Raw genomic sequence first — 20,717 nt, 5'->3', positions numbered from 1 at the left:
GTTCATCCCTTGTCGTATATCGTGTTGCCCCGCAGTACAGTCCGCAGGCAGCGCGGCAGGTCCCCGTCCAGCGCCGGCAGTCCCGGCACCCGCGAGCGCGGGTCTGTCGACCACCGCTGCACTCGCGCGTCACTGCCGGCCACTACCAACTCGTCCGTCTCCCAGATCGCGTAGGTCGCCGGCGCGCCCGGTACGAGCGTGCCCGTCAGCCCGTCGTCCACCCCCGCAGCACGCCACCCACTGCGGGTGTGCGCGGTGAAAGCGGCTCGCGGCGACACCCCGAAACCGTTGGTGCGATGGTGAACCGCGGCTCGGACGGACCGCCAGGGGTCGACCGGTGTGACGGGCGCGTCCGAGCCGAAGGCCAGGACGACACCGTGCCGGGCCAGGACCGAGAACGGGTTCAAGGACGTGCCGCGCTCGCCCAGTCGCTGGACGTACATGCCGTCCGGGCCGCCCCACGCCTCGTCGAACCGCGGCTGCATCGAGGCGATCACACCCCAGGACGCGAGCCGTTCGGCCTGCTCCTCGTCCACCATCTCCACGTGTTCCAGGCGGTGCCGCGCGGCCGCGAGCGCCGGGCCAGCAATTTCCGCAGCCTTGGCGAACCCGTCCACGACGCTCGCGACGGCCGCGTCCCCGATGACGTGGAAGCCGGCCTGCAGCCCGGCCTGGGTGCATTCGACGACGTGGTCGGCGATGTCGCCGGCGTCCAGGTAGCGAGCGCCGCAGTTGGTCGGGTCGTCCGCGTACGGTTCGCGCAGCGACGCGGTCCGGGAACCGATGGCGCCGTCCACGAACAAGTCCCCCGCCAACCCCCGCACACCCAGGTCCTTGGCCAGCTGGAACGCGCCGGGTTCGCCCCAGTACCCGACGACGTCCGGCAAGTCGTCCCGCCGGCCCAGGCCGAGGACGTCGGCGAGGTCCTCCCGGCCGGAGATCTCCGGCCCGGCGCACTCGTGCACGGCCGCCACCCCTTGGGACGCCGCGTGCTCCAGGAACGCCAGCGCGGCGGCCTTCCGTTGGTCACCGGACAGTTCGCGGAGTGCGACGCGCCGGACGCGGTGATGCGAGTCGCGCGACAACGGCCCCGCCGGATCCCAGCCGTCGACGTCCCGGGCCGCCGGCACCCTGTCCACAATGGACGACGACACCAGCGCCGAGTGCACGTCGATCCGGGACACGTACACCGCCCGTCCGCCAGCGGCCGCGTCGATCTCGGCCCGCGTCGGCGGACGCCGTTCCGGCCAGCGGGTCTCGTCCCACCCGTGCCCCCACACCAACGCGCCCTCAGCGGTCCGAACCGCTTCCAGGCACTCGGCGAGCGAAGCGCATTCGGTGAGGTCAAGGCCGGTCAGCAGCAGGCCCGCCGCGGTGACGTGAACGTGCGGATCGACGAACGCGGGCGCCACGAAGGCCCCGTCCAGCCGGACGATCTCGGCGTCGCCGTACAGGGCTTTCGCCGGTCCGTCCTGGCCGACCCAGACCACCACGCCATCGTCGACGGCCATCGCGGTGGCGTCCGGCGCGGACGGCGAATGGACGCGGCCACCCAGCAGCAAGGTGCTCATGTCCGTGCAGTCTGCCGTTCACGTGCCTCGAACAGCTCGCGGACCCCGGGTTCGGTGCGGATCAGGTCCAACGCATAGGCCGCGTGACCAGGCACGTAGCCGTTGCCGATGATCATCTCGACGTCCGCGGCCAGCCCTTCCGCGCCCAACGCGGCGGCCTGGAACGACGTGGCCATCGAGAAGAACACGATCGTGCCGCCGTCGGCCGTGGCCAGCACGGCGCCGTGCTCACAGCCAGGCACGTCCACGCACACGACCGTCACGTTCACCTGGCCGCCGACGGCCTTCGACACAGCGACCGGATCGCGGGCGTCGGCGATCACGATCTCGTCCGCCAGCCCGGCGTCCCGCAGCGCCTGGGCTTCGGACTCCGTCGGGACAAGCGCGACGAGCCGGCTCGCGCCCGCCCGGCGCGCCGCCGCCAACGACAATGACCCGGACTTCCCGCCACCGCCGATGACCAGCACCGACGGCGTTCCGTCGCGCCGGACCACGCGGTCGGTCAACGCTGGCGCGCCGCAGACGTCCAGGACGGACAGGGCCAGGTGGTCGGGGATGTCGTCGGGCAGCACGGCCGCGATCGACCGGCCGAACAGCACCGCCGTGCCCGCGCAGGGAACCTGTTCGCCGGCGCCGTCCCAGTCCGCGAGACCGTCGGTGATCCGCAACGGGGTCAAGGTCAGTGACACCAGCGTGGCGATTCGATCACCGGGAGTGAGTCCGAGCGAGGATTCCTGGCCGACTTCGCGGACCGTGCCGAGCAGCATGCCGCCGGATCCGGTGACCGGATTGTGCATCTTCCCGCGCTCTTCGATGATCTTCACAACGGCGTCACGGATCGCCGGCCCCGTCCCGTGTGCCTCTCTGAGCTGGCGAAACGACGCCGCGTCCAGGTTGAGCCGCTCGACGTCGACGATCACCTCGTCGGGCCGAAGGGTCGGGTCGGCGTCGAGCCGGTCCGCCTGTTGCGGCAGCACTCCCACCGGGGCGACAACCCTGTGCAACCCGTACGCCGACATTCCGCGCCCCTCTCCCTCTTGCCGTAAGATTTACGTTGTATCGTCCCTCTGGCAGCATATCTTTACGCAACGCTGACCGCGAGGAGAAGAGATGACTGTGATCCAGGACGTCGCGGAAGCCGTCCGGGAGACTGGCGAGCAGCCGTACTCGTATGTCCGGCGCGAGCTGGTCGAGCCCGACTGGCGCCGCTTCCCCGGCTGGCGGGACGTGACCGACGCCCAGTGGCGGGACGCCCAGTGGCAGCGCGTGCACTGCCTGCGCAACATCAAGCAGCTCCGCGCGTGCGTCGGCGACCTGCTGGAAGAGCACTTCTACGAAGACCTCGCGGCCGACCAGGAACGTCTGGCGACCATGTCGATGCTGCTGCCACCGCAGATGCTGAACACCATGGCGCCCACGGCCGGCGACGACCCCGCGAAGTTCACCGAGGCGTTCCTCGCCGACCCGATCCGCCGGTACATGCTGCCGGTCCGCAGCGACCGCGACCCGCGCTGGCCGAACCACCCGTACTCGTCCCGGGACTCCTTGCACGAAGCCGAAATGTGGGTCGTCGAGGGGTTGACCCACCGGTACCCCACCAAGGTACTGGCCGAGCTGCTCTCCACATGCCCGCAGTACTGCGGCCACTGCACCCGGATGGACCTGGTCGGCAACTCGACCGCCCTGGTGGACAAGCACAAGCTCGCGCTGAAGCCGGTCGACCGGCAGGACCAGATGATCGACTACCTGAAGCGGACACCGGGTGTGCGGGACGTGGTCGTCTCCGGCGGTGACGTGGCGAACGTGCCGTGGCACCAGCTCGAGTCGTTCCTGATGCGGCTGCTGGACATCGACACGGTCCGGGACATCCGGCTGGCCACCAAGGCCCTGGCCGGCCTGCCGCAGCACTGGATCCAGCCCCGGGTGGTCGAGGGCCTTGAGCGGGTGGCACGGACAGCGCACCGCCGTGGCGTGAACCTGGCGATCCACACGCACGTGAACCACGTCCAGTCCGTGACCCCGCTCGTGGCCGAGGCCGCGCGCACCGCGCTGGACGTCGGCGTCCGTGACGTGCGCAACCAGGGCGTGCTGATGCGCGGTGTCAACGCGACCCCCGCGGACCTGCTGGACCTTTGCTTCGCGCTGCAAGGGGAAGCGAACATCCTGCCGTACTACTTCTACATGTGCGACATGATCCCGAACGCGGAACACTGGCGGGTCGCGGTGTGGGAAGCCCAGGAACTCCAGCACGCCATCATGGGCTACCTGCCCGGCTACGCCACCCCGCGGATCGTGTGCGACGTGCCGTACGTCGGCAAGCGGTGGGTCCACCAGCTGAGCGAGTACGACCGCGACCGGGGGATCTCGTACTGGACCAAGAACTACCGGACCGGCATCGAGCTGACGGACCCCGAGGCGCTGGAGCGCAGGTACCCGTACTACGACCCGATCGGCAGCCTCCCCGACACCGGCCAGCAGTGGTGGTCCGCCCAGGGGTGACGCCAGGGTCTGTATCGAGGTCCCCGTCCGCGATACAGACCCTAGGTCGAGTACCGGGTCAGGCTTTCGGTGAGACGCGTCCGGTTCGCCGGCACGGGAGCGGTCGCCGGCTGGGATCCTGGCCCGGTGAGGGCGTCGGCCACGAACCGGGCGACCACCTCGGGGGGCGGCACGCACTCGCCGCCGAGGCGGGCGACCGACACCGGCGTCTCCCCCGGGTCGGTTTCCACCAACAGCGCCCAGCCGGTGCGCTCGCTCCACACCAGCATCAGGTCCTTGCCGGGCCGGCGCGACCAGCGGCGCGTCAGGGCGAGGTACGCGGTGGCTGTGTCACTGACCTCGAAACTGGTGCCCTCAGCCGGGACGCCGACCGCGTGGGCCACCGCGCTGAGGTAGCCGGCCAAACCTCGGGACAACGCGTGCACGCCGTCGTCGACCGACCACGGCTCCACTCCTCCATTGTGGACAATGGCAGTCCGCGGCAACCGGTCTTGCTCCGACGTCATTCCTCGGTGTCCGTTCGTTGTTCGCTCGTGGCACCCGCACCATGGTCACGGATACGGGCACCACGACCCGCAGGTGTCGCGGCTGCGAGAACCAGGACGCTCGAACATCCCCGTGCGTGGGCGCCAACGGCTTCGTCCCTGTGGGACATTCAGCCGAGGCAGCTCGACGACCGATACGGCCAGTGGGTGATGGTTCTCGCGAGCGTCCGACACCGGCGTGCCGAACCACCTGCCTCCGGCGGTCCGACAGATCAGCTGGCCGAGGGGTCGCCGGCCCCAACACCGACAGGTCGTTACCTCGACGCGACCGACTGTACCGCAGATCACCACGGATGACAGGGGCAATCGGGTGGCGTACGCTCGCCTGGTGCCTGACGTGCCGGATGGTCGGACAATCGGCCCCGACCACGACCGGCCGGCTCACCGCCCACGAGGAAACCCGCCGTCACCTGCGGAACCTGCGCCACAACGCGGTGACCGGCGTGACGACGTGGGCCATGCCGTAGGGTCGGTGCCGTCGACCCGCGTCGCGCCAACCCGAAGACCGCCCGCCATGGTGTCCTTTGTGGACGAGCCGGCGGCGGCGTCTCAAGCCGAGGGAGTTCGATGACCGCCCCACGTTCCACCTCCGACACCGGCAGGCAGCGGCTCGCCGAGGCTCGGGCCACCAAGCTGCGCGACGAGAAACTCCAACGTGGACAGGCCGCGCACACGGTCGACTGCCACGCCACCGACCCGCAGGACCGGGCCGAGCTGATGGCGATGCTCGGCCTGGACACCCCCACCGCGGCCGAGGCACGGGGCACCCACCTCGGCCGGATCAACTGAGGGGGGAACTCTCGCCGCCCGAGCTGCGTTGGGGCGATAGGCGCTTATGCCTCCAGCTCGCGGAAGCATGGCTTTCTCCGAGAAGAACCGATTCATCAGCGGGCTGATCGTCCACCAACAGGTCCGCTGCGGCTGTCACACGGCGGACCAGAAAGCATGTGCTCAGCTATGACTCACAGTGACGTCTCAGTCGCGGAAAAGTCCTCATCGCGTACTGATTTCGCCCGGCTGGCCAAGGAGATCAAGCACGCCGGCCTGCTCGACCGGCGCCGCGGCTACTACGCCGCCCGGATCGGAGTGAACGCCCTGCTGCTGGCAGCCGGTGTGGTGGCCTTCGTGATGCTCGGCGCCTCGTGGTGGCAACTGCTGAACGCGGCGTTCCTCGCGGTGGTGTTCACCCAGTTCGCGTTCATCGGCCACGACGCCGGACACGGCCAGATCTTCCGTACCCGCAAGACGAACGACCTGGTCGGGTACGTGCACGGCGGCTTCACCGGGATCAGCTACGAATGGTGGGTGGCCAAGCACAACCTGCACCACGCGCACCCCAACCACGAGGACCACGACCCGGACATCGACATCGCGGCGCTGGCGTTCAGCCGTAGCCAGTCCGGCGAGAAGCGGGGCGTCTACCGGTGGGTCGCGAAGTACCAGGCGTTCCTGTTCTTCCCCCTGCTGCTGGTCGAGGCGACGATGCTGCGGATCGCCAGCTTCCACGCCGTGCTGAACCGTGGCGTCAAACGGCCGCTGTTGGAAGCCGCGTTGCTGACCATCCCGTTCGGCGGCCTTCTCGCCGCGTTGTTCATCGTCCTGTCACCTGGCCAGGCGGTGCTGTTCATCGTCGTCAACCAGGGCCTGATGGGGATCTACCTCGGCTGCTCGTTCGCCCCCAACCACAAGGGCATGCCGATCCTCAGCCGGGAGGAGGAGCTGGACCACCTGCGCAGGCAGGTACTCACGTCCCGGAACATCTCCGGCGGGCGGTGGGTGGACGGGTTACTCGGCGGCCTGAACTACCAGATCGAACACCACCTGTTCCCGCACATGCCCCGGCCCAACCTGCGCCGGGCCCAGCCCCTCGTCCGGGATTTCTGCGCGCGACACGGCATCTCCTACAGCCAGGCCAGCCTGATCGCCTCGTACACCATCGTGCTGCGGCACCTGCACGACGCGGGCGCGCCGCTGCGCCGCCGAGTCCGGCCGCAGCCCGCCAGCTGAGCCGCGACCCGTCCGTCCAGAAAGGACACATCATCAGTACCGGCCACGAACTGTTCAGCCACCCTTACGAAGACCAGCCGGTCGAGCAGGACAGTCCGCCCGCCGACCGCGTGGCCCCGCGGGAGACACTGTTCCGCGAACCGGGCGAGCCCAGCGACGCGCCCGACCCGGAAGCGGAGCCGGACAACCGGTAAGCAGCCGCAGTGCCCACTTCGGACGACCGGTCCGGATGTCGACGATTTCCGTTCCCGAACGGGCGGCCGAGTACACTGTCCGCACCTTGGGCATGTCGAGTGCCGGCGTTCGAGCCGCCACCACCTTCGGAGCAGCAACACACCCGGCGGGCACATCCGGCCGGAGGCGGGAGCGTCGGGATGACCTTGGACTGGCTCGGTGCCGGCTCGGCGCCGTACCGACCGCCACCCGACCCCCGGTTGCGGATCAAGCCGACCACAGGCGTGCGCGGCCAGGTCGACGGCGCGTGGTGGCCGCGCTCGGCCGACCCGGCAGCGGAGTTCCCAGGCCTGGTCATGGCGTTGAGCTCGTGGATCGGCCCGGTCAACCGGCTGGCGTGCCACTTCGGCGCGTGGCACCCAGTCGTTCCCGAGATCGTGACCAACGGCTGGGCGGTGTCCCTGGAGGACTGCCCCACACTGCCGCCGGACACCGTCATGGCGATCAGCGCGGACGACCGCCGGATGACCGTGCTCGTAGTCCCGGTCGGCACGCGCGGCGGTGTCGCCCGTGCCGTGATGTACGCGGCCGCCGCCCGCGACACAGTGGCGACCGCGGCGGAAATCCTTACCAGCAACGGCGTGCCCGGATCCATCGCGGCGAACGGACCGGAATGAAAACGACCACTGTGGACAGTCGAGGACCCGCCAAGGCCATCGCGTTCACCGCGGGTGTCGTCGCGGGCCTCGCCCTCGCGTGGGTGACCCGCGCCGGTTCCCCGCGGTGGGTCAGCTATCCCCGACCCGGTGGCTCACCGACAACGCCTGGTTCAGGTCCTGCCAGAGGTCCTCGACGTCCTCAAGGCCGATCGAGATACGGATCAGCCGGTCGCTGATCCCGCTGTCCGCCCGTGAGTCCGCGCCCATCACCCGGTGGGTGAGGGCCGCCGGGATCTGGATCAGGCTGTCGACGCTGCCCAGGCTGACCGCCGGGGTGAGCAGGCGGACCGCGCTGATGACCTGGTGCGGGTCGCCGTGGATCTCCACGGACACCAGTGGGCCGCCCGGGTAGTGGACTTTCGCCACCGCCGGGTGGGTGGCCAGGCGGGCGGCGAGGGTGGCGGCGGTCGCCGACGCGGCTCGGACCCGAATGGGCAATGTGGACAGTCCACGCAGCAACAGGTAGCCCGCCAAGGGGTGGAGGACCGCGCCGGTCGCGAAGCGGATCTGGCGCAGCACGCGGGCGTACGGTTCGTCGCACGCGATCACGCCGGCGAGGACGTCGCCGTGTCCGCCGAGGAACTTTGTGGCGCTGTGCATGACGATCCTGGCGCCCGACTCCACTGGGCGTTGCCGGATCGGGGTGGCGAACGTGTTGTCCACCAACAAAGGCACGTCTCCGCAGGCGGCCGCGATCGCGCCCAGGTCGTGTTCCTCCAGGGTGGGATTGGCCGGTGACTCGACGATCACCAGGCCGGTGTCGTTGCGTAGCGCGGATTCCACTTTGTCCGCGGTCGCCCACGTGACGGTGGTGCCGAGCAGACCCGTTTCCAGGACGTGGTCGGTGGTTCCGTACAACGGCCGGACGCCGACGACGTGTGGGCGGCCGGCGGTGACCGCGGCGAGGAGACACGCGGACAACGCCGCCATGCCGCTGGCGAAGGCGACGGCGGCCGCGCAGCCTTCGAGTTCGGCCAGCGCGGCCTCGAAACGGGCGACCGTGGGGTTGCCCACCCGGCCGTAGACCTGCGAACCGGACAACGCTTCCCCGGCGGCGGCGAGATCCAGGCGTGCGGTCTCGCCGTGGCTGTCGCGAGACGGGTAGGTCGTCGACAGGTCGATCGGAACCGCGTGCAGCCCCAGGTCAACGAGGTCGTCGCGGCCGGCGTGCACTGCGCGGGTGCTCAGCTTCATACCAAGGAGTGTGTAAGAACAACGGTTGCATGCCGAAAAGTCCGAACAAAATTCGGTCATTGGCGGTCATGACATCAGTTGATTCGGTCCGATCGACCGTACGCCGAGCATCCCCAGTACAGGATCCGGACCGCCCCTACGACGGGTACGGCAGCAGCGGGCCGCCGCGCCACGACCCGAAGATCAGGTGGGTCTGCACCCGGCCGACCTCCGGACGGGTGGTGAACTCGTCGAGCACCAGCCGCTGCAAGTCCCTGGTACTGCCACAACTGACGTGCACGATGAAGTCGTCCACGCCCGTCACGTGATGGACAGCGCGGGTTTCCGGCAGCGCCAACACATGCGCGACGAACGGGTCCACCACTCCCCGGGAGTGCGGCTGCACCTGGACCGCCAGCAACGCGTCCACGGTCCGGCCCATCGACGCCGCGTCCACTTCGGCCAAGTAGCCGGTGATCACCCCCGCCCGACGCAGCCGCGCCACCCGGTCGAGACACGTCGACGGGGCGACGCCGACGGCCGCGGCCAGATCCTTGTTGGCGATCCGCCCGTCGCTCTGCAGGATCCGCAGGATCGCCACGTCGACCGAGTCGAAGGCCACGTCGTCACGCATCGCCCGAACCTACCGGACGGCCTTGACCTCCGAGGTAATCGACTGGCCGCGCCCGAACCGACATCCTTGAGTCATGAGCGACTACCGGAACACAGCACAGCGGTACATCGACACCTGGAACGAGACCGACCCGGCCAAGCGCCGGCTGCTGGTAACCGAACTGTTCACAGTGGACACCACGTACACCGACCCGCTGGCCCAACGGGCCGGAACCGACGACGTCGACCAGATGATCGCGGGCGTGCAGGAACAGTTCGCCGGCCTGGTCTTCACCCTCGGCGAAGTGGACGGACACCACGACCTCGCCCGCTTCACCTGGTACCTCGGCGCTCCCGGCGCCGACGAGCCACTGGTCGAGGGCTTCGACGTGCTCGTGCTCGCCGACAACAAGATCAAGCACGTGCACGGCTTCCTGAACAAGGTCCCCGCCTAGGGCCTAACCGGCCGACTGGTGCGCCAGTAGGACCAGGACCAGCCCGACCGCGGCGGGCAGGGCCTGGACGAAGAGGATGCGCCTGGACGCGGTGAACGCGCCGTACAGACCGGCGATGATCACGCAGATCAGGAAGAACACGGCGAACTCGTAGCCGTTCGTCCCGCCGGCGATCAGTGCCCACACCAGGCCGGCGGCCAGGAAACCGTTGTACAGTCCCTGGTTGGCCGCCAGCACCACGGTCTTCTCGGCCAGGTCCTGGTCGATGCCGAAGGCCCGGCGGGTCCTCGGCGTGGTCCACAGGAACATCTCCAGCACGAGGATGTACGCGTGGATCGCGGCCACCAAACCGATCACGATGTTCGCGGCTACCTGCACGCTCCGCCTCCCATTGCCCAACGGAGACAGGTCTCCGTATCGCGGCCTAACCGGGGAACATCCCCGATTCGGCGTGAATCATACGGGAGACATCCCCGGGAACCGGCCGCGCCGGCCTAACTTTCGAGCCAGCCGTGGGCGTGGGCCAGTTTCGCGATCCGTTGGCGGACCTGGACGATCTGCGCGGCCGTCAGGGTCGGCGCCGCTTCGAGCAGGGCCTCGGTCAGCTCCTGCATCAGCTCGCGCGGGGACAGGACGTCGCACATCACTTCGTCGTCCGCGCCCCCGGCGGGCCCGGCCGACCGGGTCGGGCCGCGTTCCAGCACCCGCACCCCGGTCGCCTTCAGGCCGCGGTCGCCCTCGACCACGTCGAACTCGACCGTGGTGCCCGGGGTGAACAGGAACTTCTCGTCCCGCAGATCGTTCGCGTGCATGAAGACGTCCTCGCCGCCGTCGTCGGGCGCGATGAACCCGTAGCCGCGGACGTCGTCGAACCTCAATACCTTGCCGGAGACCAAACCCAACACCTCATCCACCACCAAAAGAGACTTCCCCATCAGGCTCGCAGCCGGTGGTCGAGCGCCGTGTGCCGCCGCCCGGTGCTCGCCGTACGGACCGCCTGGCCGATGGCCTTGGCGGAGCCGACCAGCACCACCACCTTCTTGGCCCTGGTGACCGCAGTATAGAGCAGGTTCCGTTGGAGCATCATCCAGGCACTCGTGGTGATCGGAATGACCACGCACGGGTATTCGCTGCCCTGTGACCGGTGGATGGTCACCGCGTAGGCGTGGGTGAGCTCGTCGAGTTCGCCGAACTCGTAGCTGACGTCCTCGTCCTCGTCGGTACGCATGAGGAGTTTCTGCTCCTCCACGTCCAGACCGGTGACCACGCCGAGGGTGCCGTTGAAGACGCCGTTCGCGCCCTTCTCGTAGTTGTTGCGGATCTGGGTGACCTTGTCGCCGACCCGGAACACCCGACCGCCGAACCGCCGCTCCGGCAGGTTCGGCCGGGACGGTGTCAACGCCTCCTGCAGCAGCGTGTTCAACGCGCCCGCGCCGGCCGGGCCGCGGTGGGTCGGGACGAGGACCTGCACGTCCCGCCGCGGGTCCAGGCCGAACTTCCGGGGAATCCGGTTCGCCACGATGTCCACGGTCAGCGCGGCCGTCTCCTCGATGTCGTCCACCGAGAACAGGAAGAAGTCGGTGAGGCCGCGCGTCAGCGGGTGTTCGCCCGCGTTGATCCGGTGGGCGTTGGTGACCACACCGGACTCCTGGGCCTGGCGGAAGATCTGGGTCAGCCGGACGTGCGGGATCGGGGTGTCCTTGGCGAGCAGGTCCCGCAGCACCTCGCCGGCGCCGACCGACGGCAGCTGGTCGACGTCCCCGACCAGCAGCAGGTGCGTCCCCGGGGCGAGCGCCTTGACCAGCTTGTTCGCCAGCAGCAGGTCCACCATGGACGCCTCGTCGACGACCACCAGGTCGGCCTCCAGCGGCCGGTCCTTGTCATAGGCGGCGTCGCCGCCCGGCTTCAGTTCGAGCAGCCGGTGGACGGTGCTGGCCTCGTGCCCGGTCAGCTCGCTGAGCCGCTTCGCCGCCCGCCCGGTCGGCGCGGCCAACACCACCCTGGCCCGCTTGGCCGCGGCCAGCTCCACAATGGACCGTACGGTGAAGCTCTTGCCGCAGCCGGGACCGCCGGTGAGCACGGCGACCTTGCTGGTCAACGCCAGCCGCACGGCCTGCTCCTGCTCGGGCGCGAGGTCGGACCCGGTGCGCTGACGCAGCCAGGCCAACGCCTTCGTCCAGTCCACGTTCCCGAAGGCGGCCAGCCGGTCCGGCCCGGCGGCCAGCAGCGTCCGCAACTGGTTGGCCAGGGAGATCTCGGCCCGGTGGAACGGCACGAGGTAGATCGCGACCTCGTCGTCGATCACCTCGCGGACGACACCTTCCTCGTCGATCAGCTCGGCCAGGCAGTCGATCACCGCCCCGGTGTCCACCTGGAGGATCTTCACCCCCTCGGCGATCAGCCGCTGTTCGGGCAGGTAGCAGTGGCCGTCCCCGGTGGACTCGGACAGGGTGAACTGCAGGCCCGCTTTGATCCGCTGTGGACTGTCATGCGGGATGCCGACCGCCTTGGCGATGGTGTCCGCGGTCCGGAACCCGATCCCCCACACGTCCGACGCCAGCCGGTACGGCTCGGTGCGAACCACGTCGATGGACTTGTCGCCGTACTGCTTGTAGATCCGCACCGCGAGCGAGGTGGACACGCCGACCCCCTGCAGGAAGACCATCACCTCCTTGATGGCCTTCTGTTCCTCCCACGCCTCGGCGATCAGCTTCGTGCGTTTCGGCCCGAGTTTCGGCACCTCGACCAGCCGTTCCGGCTGCTGTTCGATAACGTCGAGCGCGGCCACCCCGAAATGTTCGACAATGCGGTCGGCCAGCCGCGGCCCGATCCCCTTGATCAGCCCGGACCCCAGATACCGCCGAATTCCCTGCACGGTCGCGGGCAGCACAGTGGTGTAGTCGTCGACGTGGAACTGCTTGCCGTATTGCGGATGCGAACCCCACCGGCCGCGCATCCGAATGGACTCCCCCGGCTGCGCGCCGAGCAACGCGCCGACGACGGTGACCAGCTCCCCGCTCCGGCCGGTGTCGACGCGGGCGACGGTATACCCGGTGTCCTCGTTGGCGTACGTGATCCGTTCCAGCACAGCCTCAAGGACCGCGCCCCGAAACGGCTCCTGGGTGGCCACAGATGAAGCAATATCACACAGCGGGTGTCAATCAGTCACACAGTCGGCCGTGCTTCCGGAATGCAAATCACCGCGATCCGAGTAATGTGACTGGGCGTGACGACACCGGCTGAGGCACCCGCGCGCGGTTTCTTCGGGCATCCCCGGGGACTGGCGAACCTGTTCGGCACCGAGATGTGGGAGCGGTTCTCCTACTACGGGATGCAGGCCATCCTCGCGTACTACCTCTACTACAGCGTCACCGACGGCGGCCTCGGCATGTCCAAGGCCAGCGCCGCCGGGCTGGTTGGGGCGTACGGCGGGCTGGCGTACCTGGCGGGCGTCGGCGGCGCGTGGGTGGCGGACCGGTTGCTCGGGCCGGAGCGCACGGTGTTCTTCGGCGGCGTGTTCATCATGTGCGGGCACATCGTGCTGGCCGTCATCCCCGGGCTGACCGGGGTCGCGGTCGGGCTGGTGCTGGTGATCATCGGGACCGGCGGGCTGAAGTCGAACGTCGCCGCGCTGGTCGGCACGCTGTACGCGGACGGTGACGAGCGCCGGGACGCCGGGTTCTCCTTGTTCTACATGGGGGTGAACCTGGGCGCGATGTTCGGCCCGATCATCACCGGCTGGCTGCAGACCGACGTGAGCTTCCACGTCGGGTTCGGCGCGGCGGCGGTGGGTATGGCGGCCGGGCTCACGCAGTACGTGCTTGGCCGGCGCAACCTCGGCGCGCATGCCCGGGTGGTGCCCAACCCGCTGGACGCGCCGGCCCGGATCCGGGCGGGCGCGATCGTCGCGGTCGGCGTCGCCGTCGTGGCCGTCCTGCTGGTCACCGGGGTGATCACCACGGACAACCTGGCGAAGGTGGTGACCTGGGTGGTGGTCTCGGCGGCCCTCGCCCTGTTCGCGGTCATCCTGACCAGCCGCAAGATCACCCCGGTCGAACGCAGCCGGGTGTTCGCGTTCGTCCCGCTGTTCATCGCGAGCTTCGGATTCTGGTCGCTGTTCCAGCAGCAGTTCACGGTCCTGCCGATCTACGCCGACAGCCGGGTCGGCCTGGACGCCCTCGGGTTCCACATCCCGCCGGCCGTCTTCAACTCGGTCGAGCCCGCGTTCGTGATCATCCTCGCCCCGGTGTTCGCGTACCTGTGGACCAGGCTGGGCGACCGCCAGCCGAGCACCCCGGTGAAGTTCTCGCTGGGTGTCGCCGGGATGGGCGTGGCGTTCCTGCTGATGGTCGCGATCAGCGCCACCGGCTCCGGCGCGACCGTCAACCCACTGCTGTTGGCCCTGGTGCTGGTCGTGTTCGCGCTGGCCGAGATGTGCCTGTCGCCGGTCGGGCTGTCGGTGAGCACGAAACTCGCGCCCAAGGTCTTCGAGTCGCAGATGGTGGCACTGTTCTATCTGTCGATCGCGGCGGGCTCGTCGCTCGCCGGCGAACTGGCCGGCCTCTACAACGCGGACAACGAGCCCGCGTACTTCGGCATCCTCGGCGGCGCCGCCATCGTGCTCGGCCTGATCCTGTTCGCGTTCACGCCGCCGCTGCGCCGGCTCATGCAGGGAGTCAGGTGACCACCAACGGGACTACTCCTCCGCGACATACCGCGTCACCCACAGCATGTCCCGTTGCTCGACCTCGTCCGTCCGCGCGCACGCCGCCAGCCGCGACAGGACCTGGTCGGTGTCGACGTCCTTGCCGATCAGGACCAGCTGGGTGGCCGGCCGGGTGCCGCGCGGCCACGGCGACCGGTGGAACCGCAGGTAGTTCCCGACGGTCTGCAGGCCGAACCGGTCCTCGTGGCCGGGGACTCCAAAGTGGACGAAGCCCTTCATCCGGTAGAGCCCGGCCGGCCGGTTGTCCAGGAACTCCATCAGCCGCACCGGATGCATCGGATCGTCCGACGTGAACGACACCGTTTCGTACCGCGCGTGCGCGTGGTCAGTGTGGTCGGCCAGGTCGTCGAAGGACAGTTGACGAGCCACCGGCAGGTTTGGACCGACCTCGAACAGCAGCGACGGGTCAAGCGCGCCGTGCGTCGTGGACACGACCGGTGCCTCGCCGTTGAACGTCCTGATGGTCCGGATCAGCTCGGCCGTGCTGTCCACCCGGTCGGTTTTGTTCAGCACCACCAGGTCCGCGAGCTTCAGCTGCCGCGCCAGGTCCGGGTGGTCGGCCGCGGTCGCGGCGAACCCGGCCGCGTCCACCACGGTCACCAGACCGCCGTACCGCACGTTCGGCACCTCGCTGGCCAGCAGCAGCCGAACCATCGCCTGTGGATCGGCCAGGCCACTGGCCTCGATCACGATCACGTCCATCCGCAGCGCCGGCTCGGCCAGCCTGGCCAGCATGCCGTCGACGTCAGAGGTGTCCGCCGCGCAGCACAGGCAGCCGTTGCCCAACGAGATCATCGAGTCGACCCGGCCGGCGACGGTCATCGCGTCCACGTCGATGCTGCCGAAGTCGTTGACGATCACGCCGATCCGGGTGCCGCGCGCGGCGGTGAGCAGGTGGTTCAGCAACGTGGTCTTGCCGGCGCCGAGGAAGCCGGTGACCAGAACGACCGGGATCACGCCTCGAACCTACCGGAGCCGATGCCGCACCTCGATGCGCTCCGGGCCCGGCGTGGCTGTAACGTCCTGTCACGAAACGCCATGGGTAAGAGGAGATCAGGTTCATGACCGTCGACATCATGCTGCCCGCGTACGGGGACGGCAGGCTGCTGCGCGAGACGGTCGAGAGCGTCCTGGCGCAGCGGGACCCGGACTGGCGGCTGACCGTCATCGACGACGGCGTCGACCAGGGTCTCGGCGGTGACCTCGAACAGTGGCTCGCCGGCCACGACGACCCGCGGGTCACGTACCTGGCCAACCCGGTGCGGCTCGGCATCAACCGGAACTTCCAGCGGTGCGTGGACACCGCCCGCGAGGACCTGGTCACCCTGCTCGGCTCGGACGACCGGCTGCTGCCGCACTTCGTCGGCCGGGTGCACGAGTGGGCCAAGGAGTTCCCCGAGGCCGCGTTCGTGCACACCAACGCGACCGTCATCGACGAGGACGGCAACCCCGCCCTGCCGCTGGCCGACCGGGTCAAGCGGATGACCATGCCCCGGGTCCGCGGCCAGCGGGTGATCGGCGGCGAGGACCTCGCCGTCTCGTTGCTGCGCGGCAACTGGATGTACTTCCCGAGCGTGGTGTTCCGCCGCGACGTGATCCAGCAGCACGGTTTCCGTGAGGGCTTCGACATCGTCCAGGACCTCGACCTCTACCTGCGGATACTGCTCGACGGCGGGCGGGCGGTGCTGCTGGAGCGGCCCTGTATCGAGTACCGCAGGCACGCGGCGAGCGTGTCGTCGGCGCAGGCCGGTGACGGCACCCGGTTCGACGAGGAGCGCGCGTACTTCAACGAGATGGCCGACATGATGAGCCGGGCCGGCTGGCCCCGCGCGGCCCGCTCGGCCCGGTTGCACTGGACGTCCCGGGTGCATTCGCTGGTCACGATTCCCGGACTGCTGGCGGCCGGCAACCGGCGCGCGGCCGCGACCATGCTGAAGACGACCTTCAGCTACAAGTGAGAACGGACCACGACATGGCAGCGCCGATCGAGCCGATCGAACTGTCCATCGTCATGCCGTGTCTCAACGAGGCGGAGACGCTGGCGACCTGCATCGGGAAGGCGCAGGGCTACCTGGAACGGTCCGGGGTGGTCGGCGAGGTCGTGATCGCGGACAACGGCAGCACCGACGGGTCCCAGGACATCGCCAGGGAACTGGGCGCGCGGGTCGTCGACGTCGAGGCCAAGGGGTACGGCAACGCGTTGATGGGCGGTATTCGCGCGGCGCACGGCACGTACGTGATCATGGGCGACGCGGACGACAGCTACGACTTCGCCAACCTGGACCCGTTCGTCGCCGCCCTGCGTGACGGCGCGGAACTGGTGATGGGCAACCGGTTCAAGGGCGGGATCGAGCCGGGCGCGATGCCCCCGCTGCACAAGTACCTGGGCAACCCGGTGCTGTCGTTCATCGGCAAGCTGTTCTTCAAGGCTCCCGTCGGCGACTTCCACTGTGGACTGCGCGGGTTCCGCCGCGAGGCCATCCTGCGGATCGGCCTGCACACCTCCGGCATGGAGTTCGCCAGCGAGATCGTGGTCAAGTCCTGCCTGTCCGGACTGCGCATCGCCGAGGTACCCACCACCCTGAAGAAGGACGGCCGCAGCCGGCCACCGCACCTGCGCAGCTGGCGCGACGGCTGGCGGCACCTGCGGTTCCTGCTCATCTACAGCCCCCGCTGGCTGTTCCTCTACCCCGGCCTCGCCGGCCTGGTTCTCGGCCTGGCCGCCACCCTGGCCCTGCTTGTCGGCCCGATCGCGATCGGTGGCGTCGGGTTCGACGTCGCCACCATGCTCTACACCGCCGGCATCGCGGTCGTCGGTTACCAGGCCGTGCTGTTCTCCGTGATGGTGAAGCTCTTCGCCGCGCGGGAAGGGCTGCTGCCGATGAGTGCGCGGTACCGGCAGCTGATCGAACGGTTCTCGATCGAACGCGGGCTCATCCTGGGGCTGCTGATCTTCGTCGCCGGTGTCGTGGTCGCGCTGCTGCAGCTGCTGCGCTGGGGTGACACCGGGTTCGGCGCGCTGGACACCGCGCGGAACATCCGCACCGCCATCCCCGCGGTCCTCGGCCTGGTCCTAGGCTTCCAGACGATCATGTTCAGCATGTTCGTCGGCGTGCTGAGCATCCCCACCACCGACGGCCGCACCCTCGAAGACGCGGTCAAAGCCAAGCCCGAGGACACGGACCAGCTGATCAACTGAGGCAGGCAGCCGTCGCGGGGGTCCCCATGTCAGACCGAACCGGGCGGCATGGAGAGCCCAGAAATGAGCAGGTCAACCGCCTCATCGAACAAAGCGGTCAGGGAGCCCACGCCGCCGAGTGCGTACCACCGCTTCATCGCCGTCCGGAACGCGGCGCCCACCGCGTGGTAGATCAGTTCCGGGTAGAGGTCGGTCGCCGGATCGAGGTTCGTCCGCGCGGCGATCGCCTCCACCGCCATCCGCTCGGTCTCCGCGCGGGCGGTGAACATCTTGACCAGCATGGCCGGATCCCGCTCGATGATCGAGATCCGGATCAGCCACTCCGCGGCGGCCCGGTCGACCTGCTCCGCCTCCGACCGCATCGCCATGGCGAACGCCCGGGCCGGGGCCACGTCCGGGGGCGCCGCGGCGAAGCTGTCGATGATCTGCTGGGTCCGGCGGATCGGGTCCGGGTCCGGCCGCAGCACAGCGTCCTCTTTGGACGGAAAGTAGTTGAAGAAGGTCCGGGTGGACACGCCGGCCCGGACCGCGATGTCCTCCACGGTGACGTTCTCGAAACCCCGTTCCACCGACAGCTTGATGGCCGCGTCGGCCAGGGCCTGGCGGGTCTCGATCTTCTTGCGCGCGCGCAGTCCGAGCGGTCGCTCCCCCTGGTCGGGCATGCCGCCAGGCTATCGACCTTTTTTCACGGCCGGCAAACTTGCACCAAGGTCACTGTTGGTCGCGGCGGACGATGAGCCGCTCGCTCAACACCGCGTTCAGGCCGTAGAGCGTGGCCCGCAGGTCGTCCACCTGGGCGTTCGGCGTGGCGAGGTGGGCACCGAGCCGGCGCACCTGCTTCTCGATCTCACCGGTGCGCTGCATCGGCACCACGTGGTCGGAGATCAGGTGGTAGGCCTTCAGCACCGACCGCTCGGCCTGCGGGGTCATCCCCGACGACAGGTCGTCCGCTGCCTTGCGGACCGCGAGCCGCACCGGCCGCAGGTGGTCGTGGTCGACCTCCATCAGCCGGTCCACCGGCCGCGCCCGGCGCAGCGCGCGCAACGCCAAGCCCATGACCAGCACGTCCACCGCGCTCCGGCCGAGGACGGCGAGGATCGGCACCACCCAGCCCATCGCCGCGAGGCTCATCAACCCGAGCACCACGGCGAGCCCACCCGTGGTCGTCAGCGCGGCGATCAGCCGTGACCTGCGGGCGGTCCACACCGCGTCGGCCAGCCGGGCCACCCGTCCGTCGGCGATGATCACGTCCGCGACGCACGTGCCGCGGCCGCTCAACGCGACGCCCACGTCCGCAGCGCCCACCGCGGGGTCGTCGCCGACCATCATGGTGAACCCGCGCCTGCGCTCCTCGCGGACACGTTCCACCTTGTCCGCCGTGCCGCAGCCGGTCCACAGCTCGTCCACACCCAGCACGACACCCACGTCTTCAGGGTCGTTGACGCTGCCCCTGGTCACCAGCACCAGCCGCCGGATCCCGACCGACCGGAGCCGGCGCAACGAGTCCGCGGCCTCCGGCCGCACCTCGTCCCGCACGAGCAGCGCGCCGGCCGCCTGACCGTCCACAATGACCCACGCGGGGCCCGCGTTGTCCAACGCGGCACGGGCCGCCGCGACCCGGACCCAGTCCGCGCCGCCGTCCGGCGGGGTGTCGGTGACCACAACCTTCCTGGTCCGCCAGCTGTCCCGGACGCCGGCCGCCTTGGCCGCCCGGACCACCGCGCCGGACAACGGGTCGGGCCGGAACTGCCGCACCGACGCGGCGAGCGCGAGCACGTCGTCGGTCAGCCAGCCGGGCGCGGCGACGACCTCGGTCACCGACAACGTCCCCAAGGTCACCACACCCGCACTGTCCACCACGCCGACCCGCACCCGCCCCAGCCGGGAGAGGACATCGGCGTCGCCGACCACCACGCCCTGGCGCGACGCCCGGTTCGTGCCGGCGGCCAGCGCCAGCGGGGCGGCCAGCAGAACCGGGCCCGGCGCAGCCACCGCGAGCAACGCGAACGCGGCCAGCGCTTGGTGCGTGACCAGCCACAACACCCCCGCGGCCAGCAGGGCGAGCGCGAGGTACAGCAATGCTGCCCGGTCGGCCCGACGGTCGACGCCGACCCGCTCGGTGACCGCGCGACGGGCCAGCCTCGCCATCGCCGCCCAGGTCCCTTCGGTCTCCGGCACGGTCGCCACCAGCTCGAACGGCTCGCCCGCGTTGATCACGCCACTGCGCACCGCCTCACCGCGCGCCCGCAGCACGGGAATGGGATCACCGGACAGCGGCGCCTCGTCGATCACCGCGTCGGCCAGCAGCCGGCCGTCGACCGGCACGATGTCACCGGTCCCGACGCGGACCCGGTCGCCGGTCCTGATCCCGAGATCCGGTGAACTGCCTGCCAGAACAGTGAGATCGCGGCGGGCGCGGCGCCACACGAACGCCTCCAGCCACCGGCCGAGGCACGCGAGCATCCCGACCGCGGTGCCGACTTCATGCTGGCGCAACACGAGCGCGGCGATCACCACCGGGACGGCGAGCAGCGCGCCGCCGACCTTCCGGCCGGCCAGATCCGCCGCGGTCCACACGGCGAGCGGCGCCAGCCCGGCCACGGCCGCGACCGTCCACAGTAGACCGCTGTCGGACATGCCGAGCAACGTCACCAGCACCGCGAGCAGCGCGAGCAGAACGGCGATGACCAGCGCGGGCACGGCGAGCAGTCGCATTGTCTGCCCGACGCGGTCCGGCTGCACGTCCCGTTCGTCGGCCATGGCGCGGTCCTGACCGGTGATCATGCCGGAACTCCCAGCGGTAGCAAGACTTTCTCTCACCACAGAAGTACTCGCTCCGCCAGTGGTGCGCAACACGTGGAGTGATCTTTTTAGACCAATTTCGCGTTCGACCGACCACCGGGCGCCCGGCCGGCACTGTCCACAAGGGTCACAACGGCCGCCAGGGCGGGCGTGGCGCCGGTGTCCGGCGTCCGGTTCAGGGGACCGGCCCCTGAACCGGCCCCCGGGCAGGGGGCCTCGCCAGCTGGCCGGTCGC

The 20,717-nt window shown here is 69.6% G+C and carries 20 protein-coding genes; 9 read left to right on the top strand and 11 right to left on the bottom strand.

The genetic code is table 11. The features are described 5' to 3' along the window. Window positions 1-2: 2 nt before the first annotated feature. Window positions 3-1,571, bottom strand: coding sequence for an amidohydrolase (locus EV192_RS14675; protein WP_132115505.1), 1,569 nt, complete (start codon window positions 1,569-1,571; stop codon window positions 3-5). Continuing rightward, on the bottom strand, window positions 1,568-2,590 hold the full coding sequence (gene kdd / locus EV192_RS14670) for an L-erythro-3,5-diaminohexanoate dehydrogenase (protein ID WP_132115503.1): 1,023 nt from the start codon (window positions 2,588-2,590) through the stop codon (window positions 1,568-1,570). Before kdd ends, EV192_RS14675 begins: the two co-directional genes overlap by 4 nt. 91 nt (window positions 2,591-2,681) lie before the next feature. Between kdd and EV192_RS14665 the strand changes: the two genes are divergently transcribed. Further along, window positions 2,682-4,070, top strand: a complete 1,389-nt coding sequence (locus EV192_RS14665) for a KamA family radical SAM protein (protein WP_132115501.1) — start codon at window positions 2,682-2,684, stop codon at window positions 4,068-4,070. A gap of 41 nt (window positions 4,071-4,111) precedes the next feature. Here EV192_RS14665 and EV192_RS14660 read toward each other — a convergent pair whose 3' ends face one another. Next, window positions 4,112-4,522: a DUF6292 family protein gene (locus EV192_RS14660; protein ID WP_132115499.1), complete on the bottom strand. Its 411-nt coding sequence runs from the start codon at window positions 4,520-4,522 to the stop codon at window positions 4,112-4,114. A gap of 437 nt (window positions 4,523-4,959) precedes the next feature. Between EV192_RS14660 and EV192_RS56805 the strand changes: the two genes are divergently transcribed. The 4 genes from EV192_RS56805 (at window position 4,960) to EV192_RS14645 (ending at window position 7,473) form a co-directional block, all read left to right on the top strand. Next, window positions 4,960-5,082, top strand: coding sequence for a hypothetical protein (locus tag EV192_RS56805; protein ID WP_279493344.1), 123 nt, complete (start codon window positions 4,960-4,962; stop codon window positions 5,080-5,082). Between the two features lie 100 nt (window positions 5,083-5,182). Beyond that, window positions 5,183-5,404 (top strand): hypothetical protein, encoded by a 222-nt coding sequence (locus EV192_RS14655; RefSeq protein ID WP_132115497.1) that lies wholly within the window; start codon window positions 5,183-5,185, stop codon window positions 5,402-5,404. Window positions 5,405-5,572: 168 nt separating this feature from the next. Next, on the top strand, window positions 5,573-6,622 hold the full coding sequence (locus tag EV192_RS14650) for a fatty acid desaturase family protein (RefSeq protein WP_132115495.1): 1,050 nt from the start codon (window positions 5,573-5,575) through the stop codon (window positions 6,620-6,622). A gap of 374 nt (window positions 6,623-6,996) precedes the next feature. After that, window positions 6,997-7,473 carry a DUF5994 family protein gene (locus EV192_RS14645; RefSeq protein ID WP_132115493.1) on the top strand — a complete coding sequence of 159 codons (477 nt, stop codon included), beginning with the start codon at window positions 6,997-6,999 and terminating at the stop codon, window positions 7,471-7,473. A gap of 111 nt (window positions 7,474-7,584) precedes the next feature. Here the strand turns inward: EV192_RS14645 and EV192_RS14640 are convergent, their stop codons facing one another. Both EV192_RS14640 and EV192_RS14635 read right to left on the bottom strand, forming a co-directional pair. Then, window positions 7,585-8,709, bottom strand: coding sequence for a trans-sulfuration enzyme family protein (locus tag EV192_RS14640; protein ID WP_243726845.1), 1,125 nt, complete (start codon window positions 8,707-8,709; stop codon window positions 7,585-7,587). Between the two features lie 136 nt (window positions 8,710-8,845). Next, entirely contained in the window at window positions 8,846-9,322 is a 477-nt protein-coding gene (locus EV192_RS14635; protein WP_132115489.1) for an Lrp/AsnC family transcriptional regulator, read from the bottom strand. Between the two features lie 73 nt (window positions 9,323-9,395). On the opposite strand from EV192_RS14635, the gene EV192_RS14630 reads away from it, so the two are divergent. Then, window positions 9,396-9,755 carry a nuclear transport factor 2 family protein gene (locus EV192_RS14630; protein ID WP_132115487.1) on the top strand — a complete coding sequence of 120 codons (360 nt, stop codon included), beginning with the start codon at window positions 9,396-9,398 and terminating at the stop codon, window positions 9,753-9,755. A gap of 3 nt (window positions 9,756-9,758) precedes the next feature. On the opposite strand, the gene EV192_RS14625 is transcribed toward EV192_RS14630, so the two are convergent. From EV192_RS14625 to recD2, 3 genes are all read right to left on the bottom strand, one after another. After that, window positions 9,759-10,133, bottom strand: a complete 375-nt coding sequence (locus EV192_RS14625) for a DUF1304 domain-containing protein (protein WP_132115485.1) — start codon at window positions 10,131-10,133, stop codon at window positions 9,759-9,761. Between the two features lie 116 nt (window positions 10,134-10,249). Beyond that, window positions 10,250-10,669, bottom strand: coding sequence for a cold-shock protein (locus EV192_RS14620; RefSeq protein WP_341770856.1), 420 nt, complete (start codon window positions 10,667-10,669; stop codon window positions 10,250-10,252). 20 nt (window positions 10,670-10,689) lie between these two features. Then, window positions 10,690-12,885, bottom strand: a complete 2,196-nt coding sequence (gene recD2, locus EV192_RS14615) for an SF1B family DNA helicase RecD2 (RefSeq protein ID WP_132115483.1) — start codon at window positions 12,883-12,885, stop codon at window positions 10,690-10,692. A 90-nt stretch (window positions 12,886-12,975) separates the two neighbouring features. On the opposite strand from recD2, the gene EV192_RS14610 reads away from it, so the two are divergent. Further along, window positions 12,976-14,439: a peptide MFS transporter gene (locus tag EV192_RS14610; protein ID WP_132115481.1), complete on the top strand. Its 1,464-nt coding sequence runs from the start codon at window positions 12,976-12,978 to the stop codon at window positions 14,437-14,439. 12 nt (window positions 14,440-14,451) lie between these two features. Here EV192_RS14610 and EV192_RS14605 read toward each other — a convergent pair whose 3' ends face one another. Next, on the bottom strand, window positions 14,452-15,438 hold the full coding sequence (locus EV192_RS14605) for a CobW family GTP-binding protein (protein ID WP_207926054.1): 987 nt from the start codon (window positions 15,436-15,438) through the stop codon (window positions 14,452-14,454). A gap of 104 nt (window positions 15,439-15,542) precedes the next feature. Between EV192_RS14605 and EV192_RS14600 the strand changes: the two genes are divergently transcribed. Both EV192_RS14600 and EV192_RS14595 read left to right on the top strand, forming a co-directional pair. After that, on the top strand, window positions 15,543-16,439 hold the full coding sequence (locus tag EV192_RS14600) for a glycosyltransferase (protein ID WP_132115479.1): 897 nt from the start codon (window positions 15,543-15,545) through the stop codon (window positions 16,437-16,439). Between the two features lie 14 nt (window positions 16,440-16,453). Then, window positions 16,454-17,680, top strand: a complete 1,227-nt coding sequence (locus EV192_RS14595) for a glycosyltransferase family 2 protein (RefSeq protein ID WP_207926053.1) — start codon at window positions 16,454-16,456, stop codon at window positions 17,678-17,680. Between the two features lie 29 nt (window positions 17,681-17,709). Here EV192_RS14595 and EV192_RS14590 read toward each other — a convergent pair whose 3' ends face one another. Both EV192_RS14590 and EV192_RS14585 read right to left on the bottom strand, forming a co-directional pair. Then, complete coding sequence (locus EV192_RS14590) at window positions 17,710-18,342, bottom strand: acyl-CoA-like ligand-binding transcription factor (RefSeq protein ID WP_132115477.1); 633 nt, start codon at window positions 18,340-18,342, stop codon at window positions 17,710-17,712. Window positions 18,343-18,391: 49 nt separating this feature from the next. Next, window positions 18,392-20,464, bottom strand: a complete 2,073-nt coding sequence (locus tag EV192_RS14585; protein WP_132115475.1) for an HAD-IC family P-type ATPase — start codon at window positions 20,462-20,464, stop codon at window positions 18,392-18,394. Window positions 20,465-20,717 lie beyond the last annotated feature (253 nt).

Origin of the sequence: Actinocrispum wychmicini (assembly GCF_004345645.1) — a bacterium.
Lineage (GTDB): Bacteria > Actinomycetota > Actinomycetes > Mycobacteriales > Pseudonocardiaceae > Kibdelosporangium > Kibdelosporangium wychmicini.
This window is presented reverse-complemented; position numbering and strand designations above follow the sequence as displayed.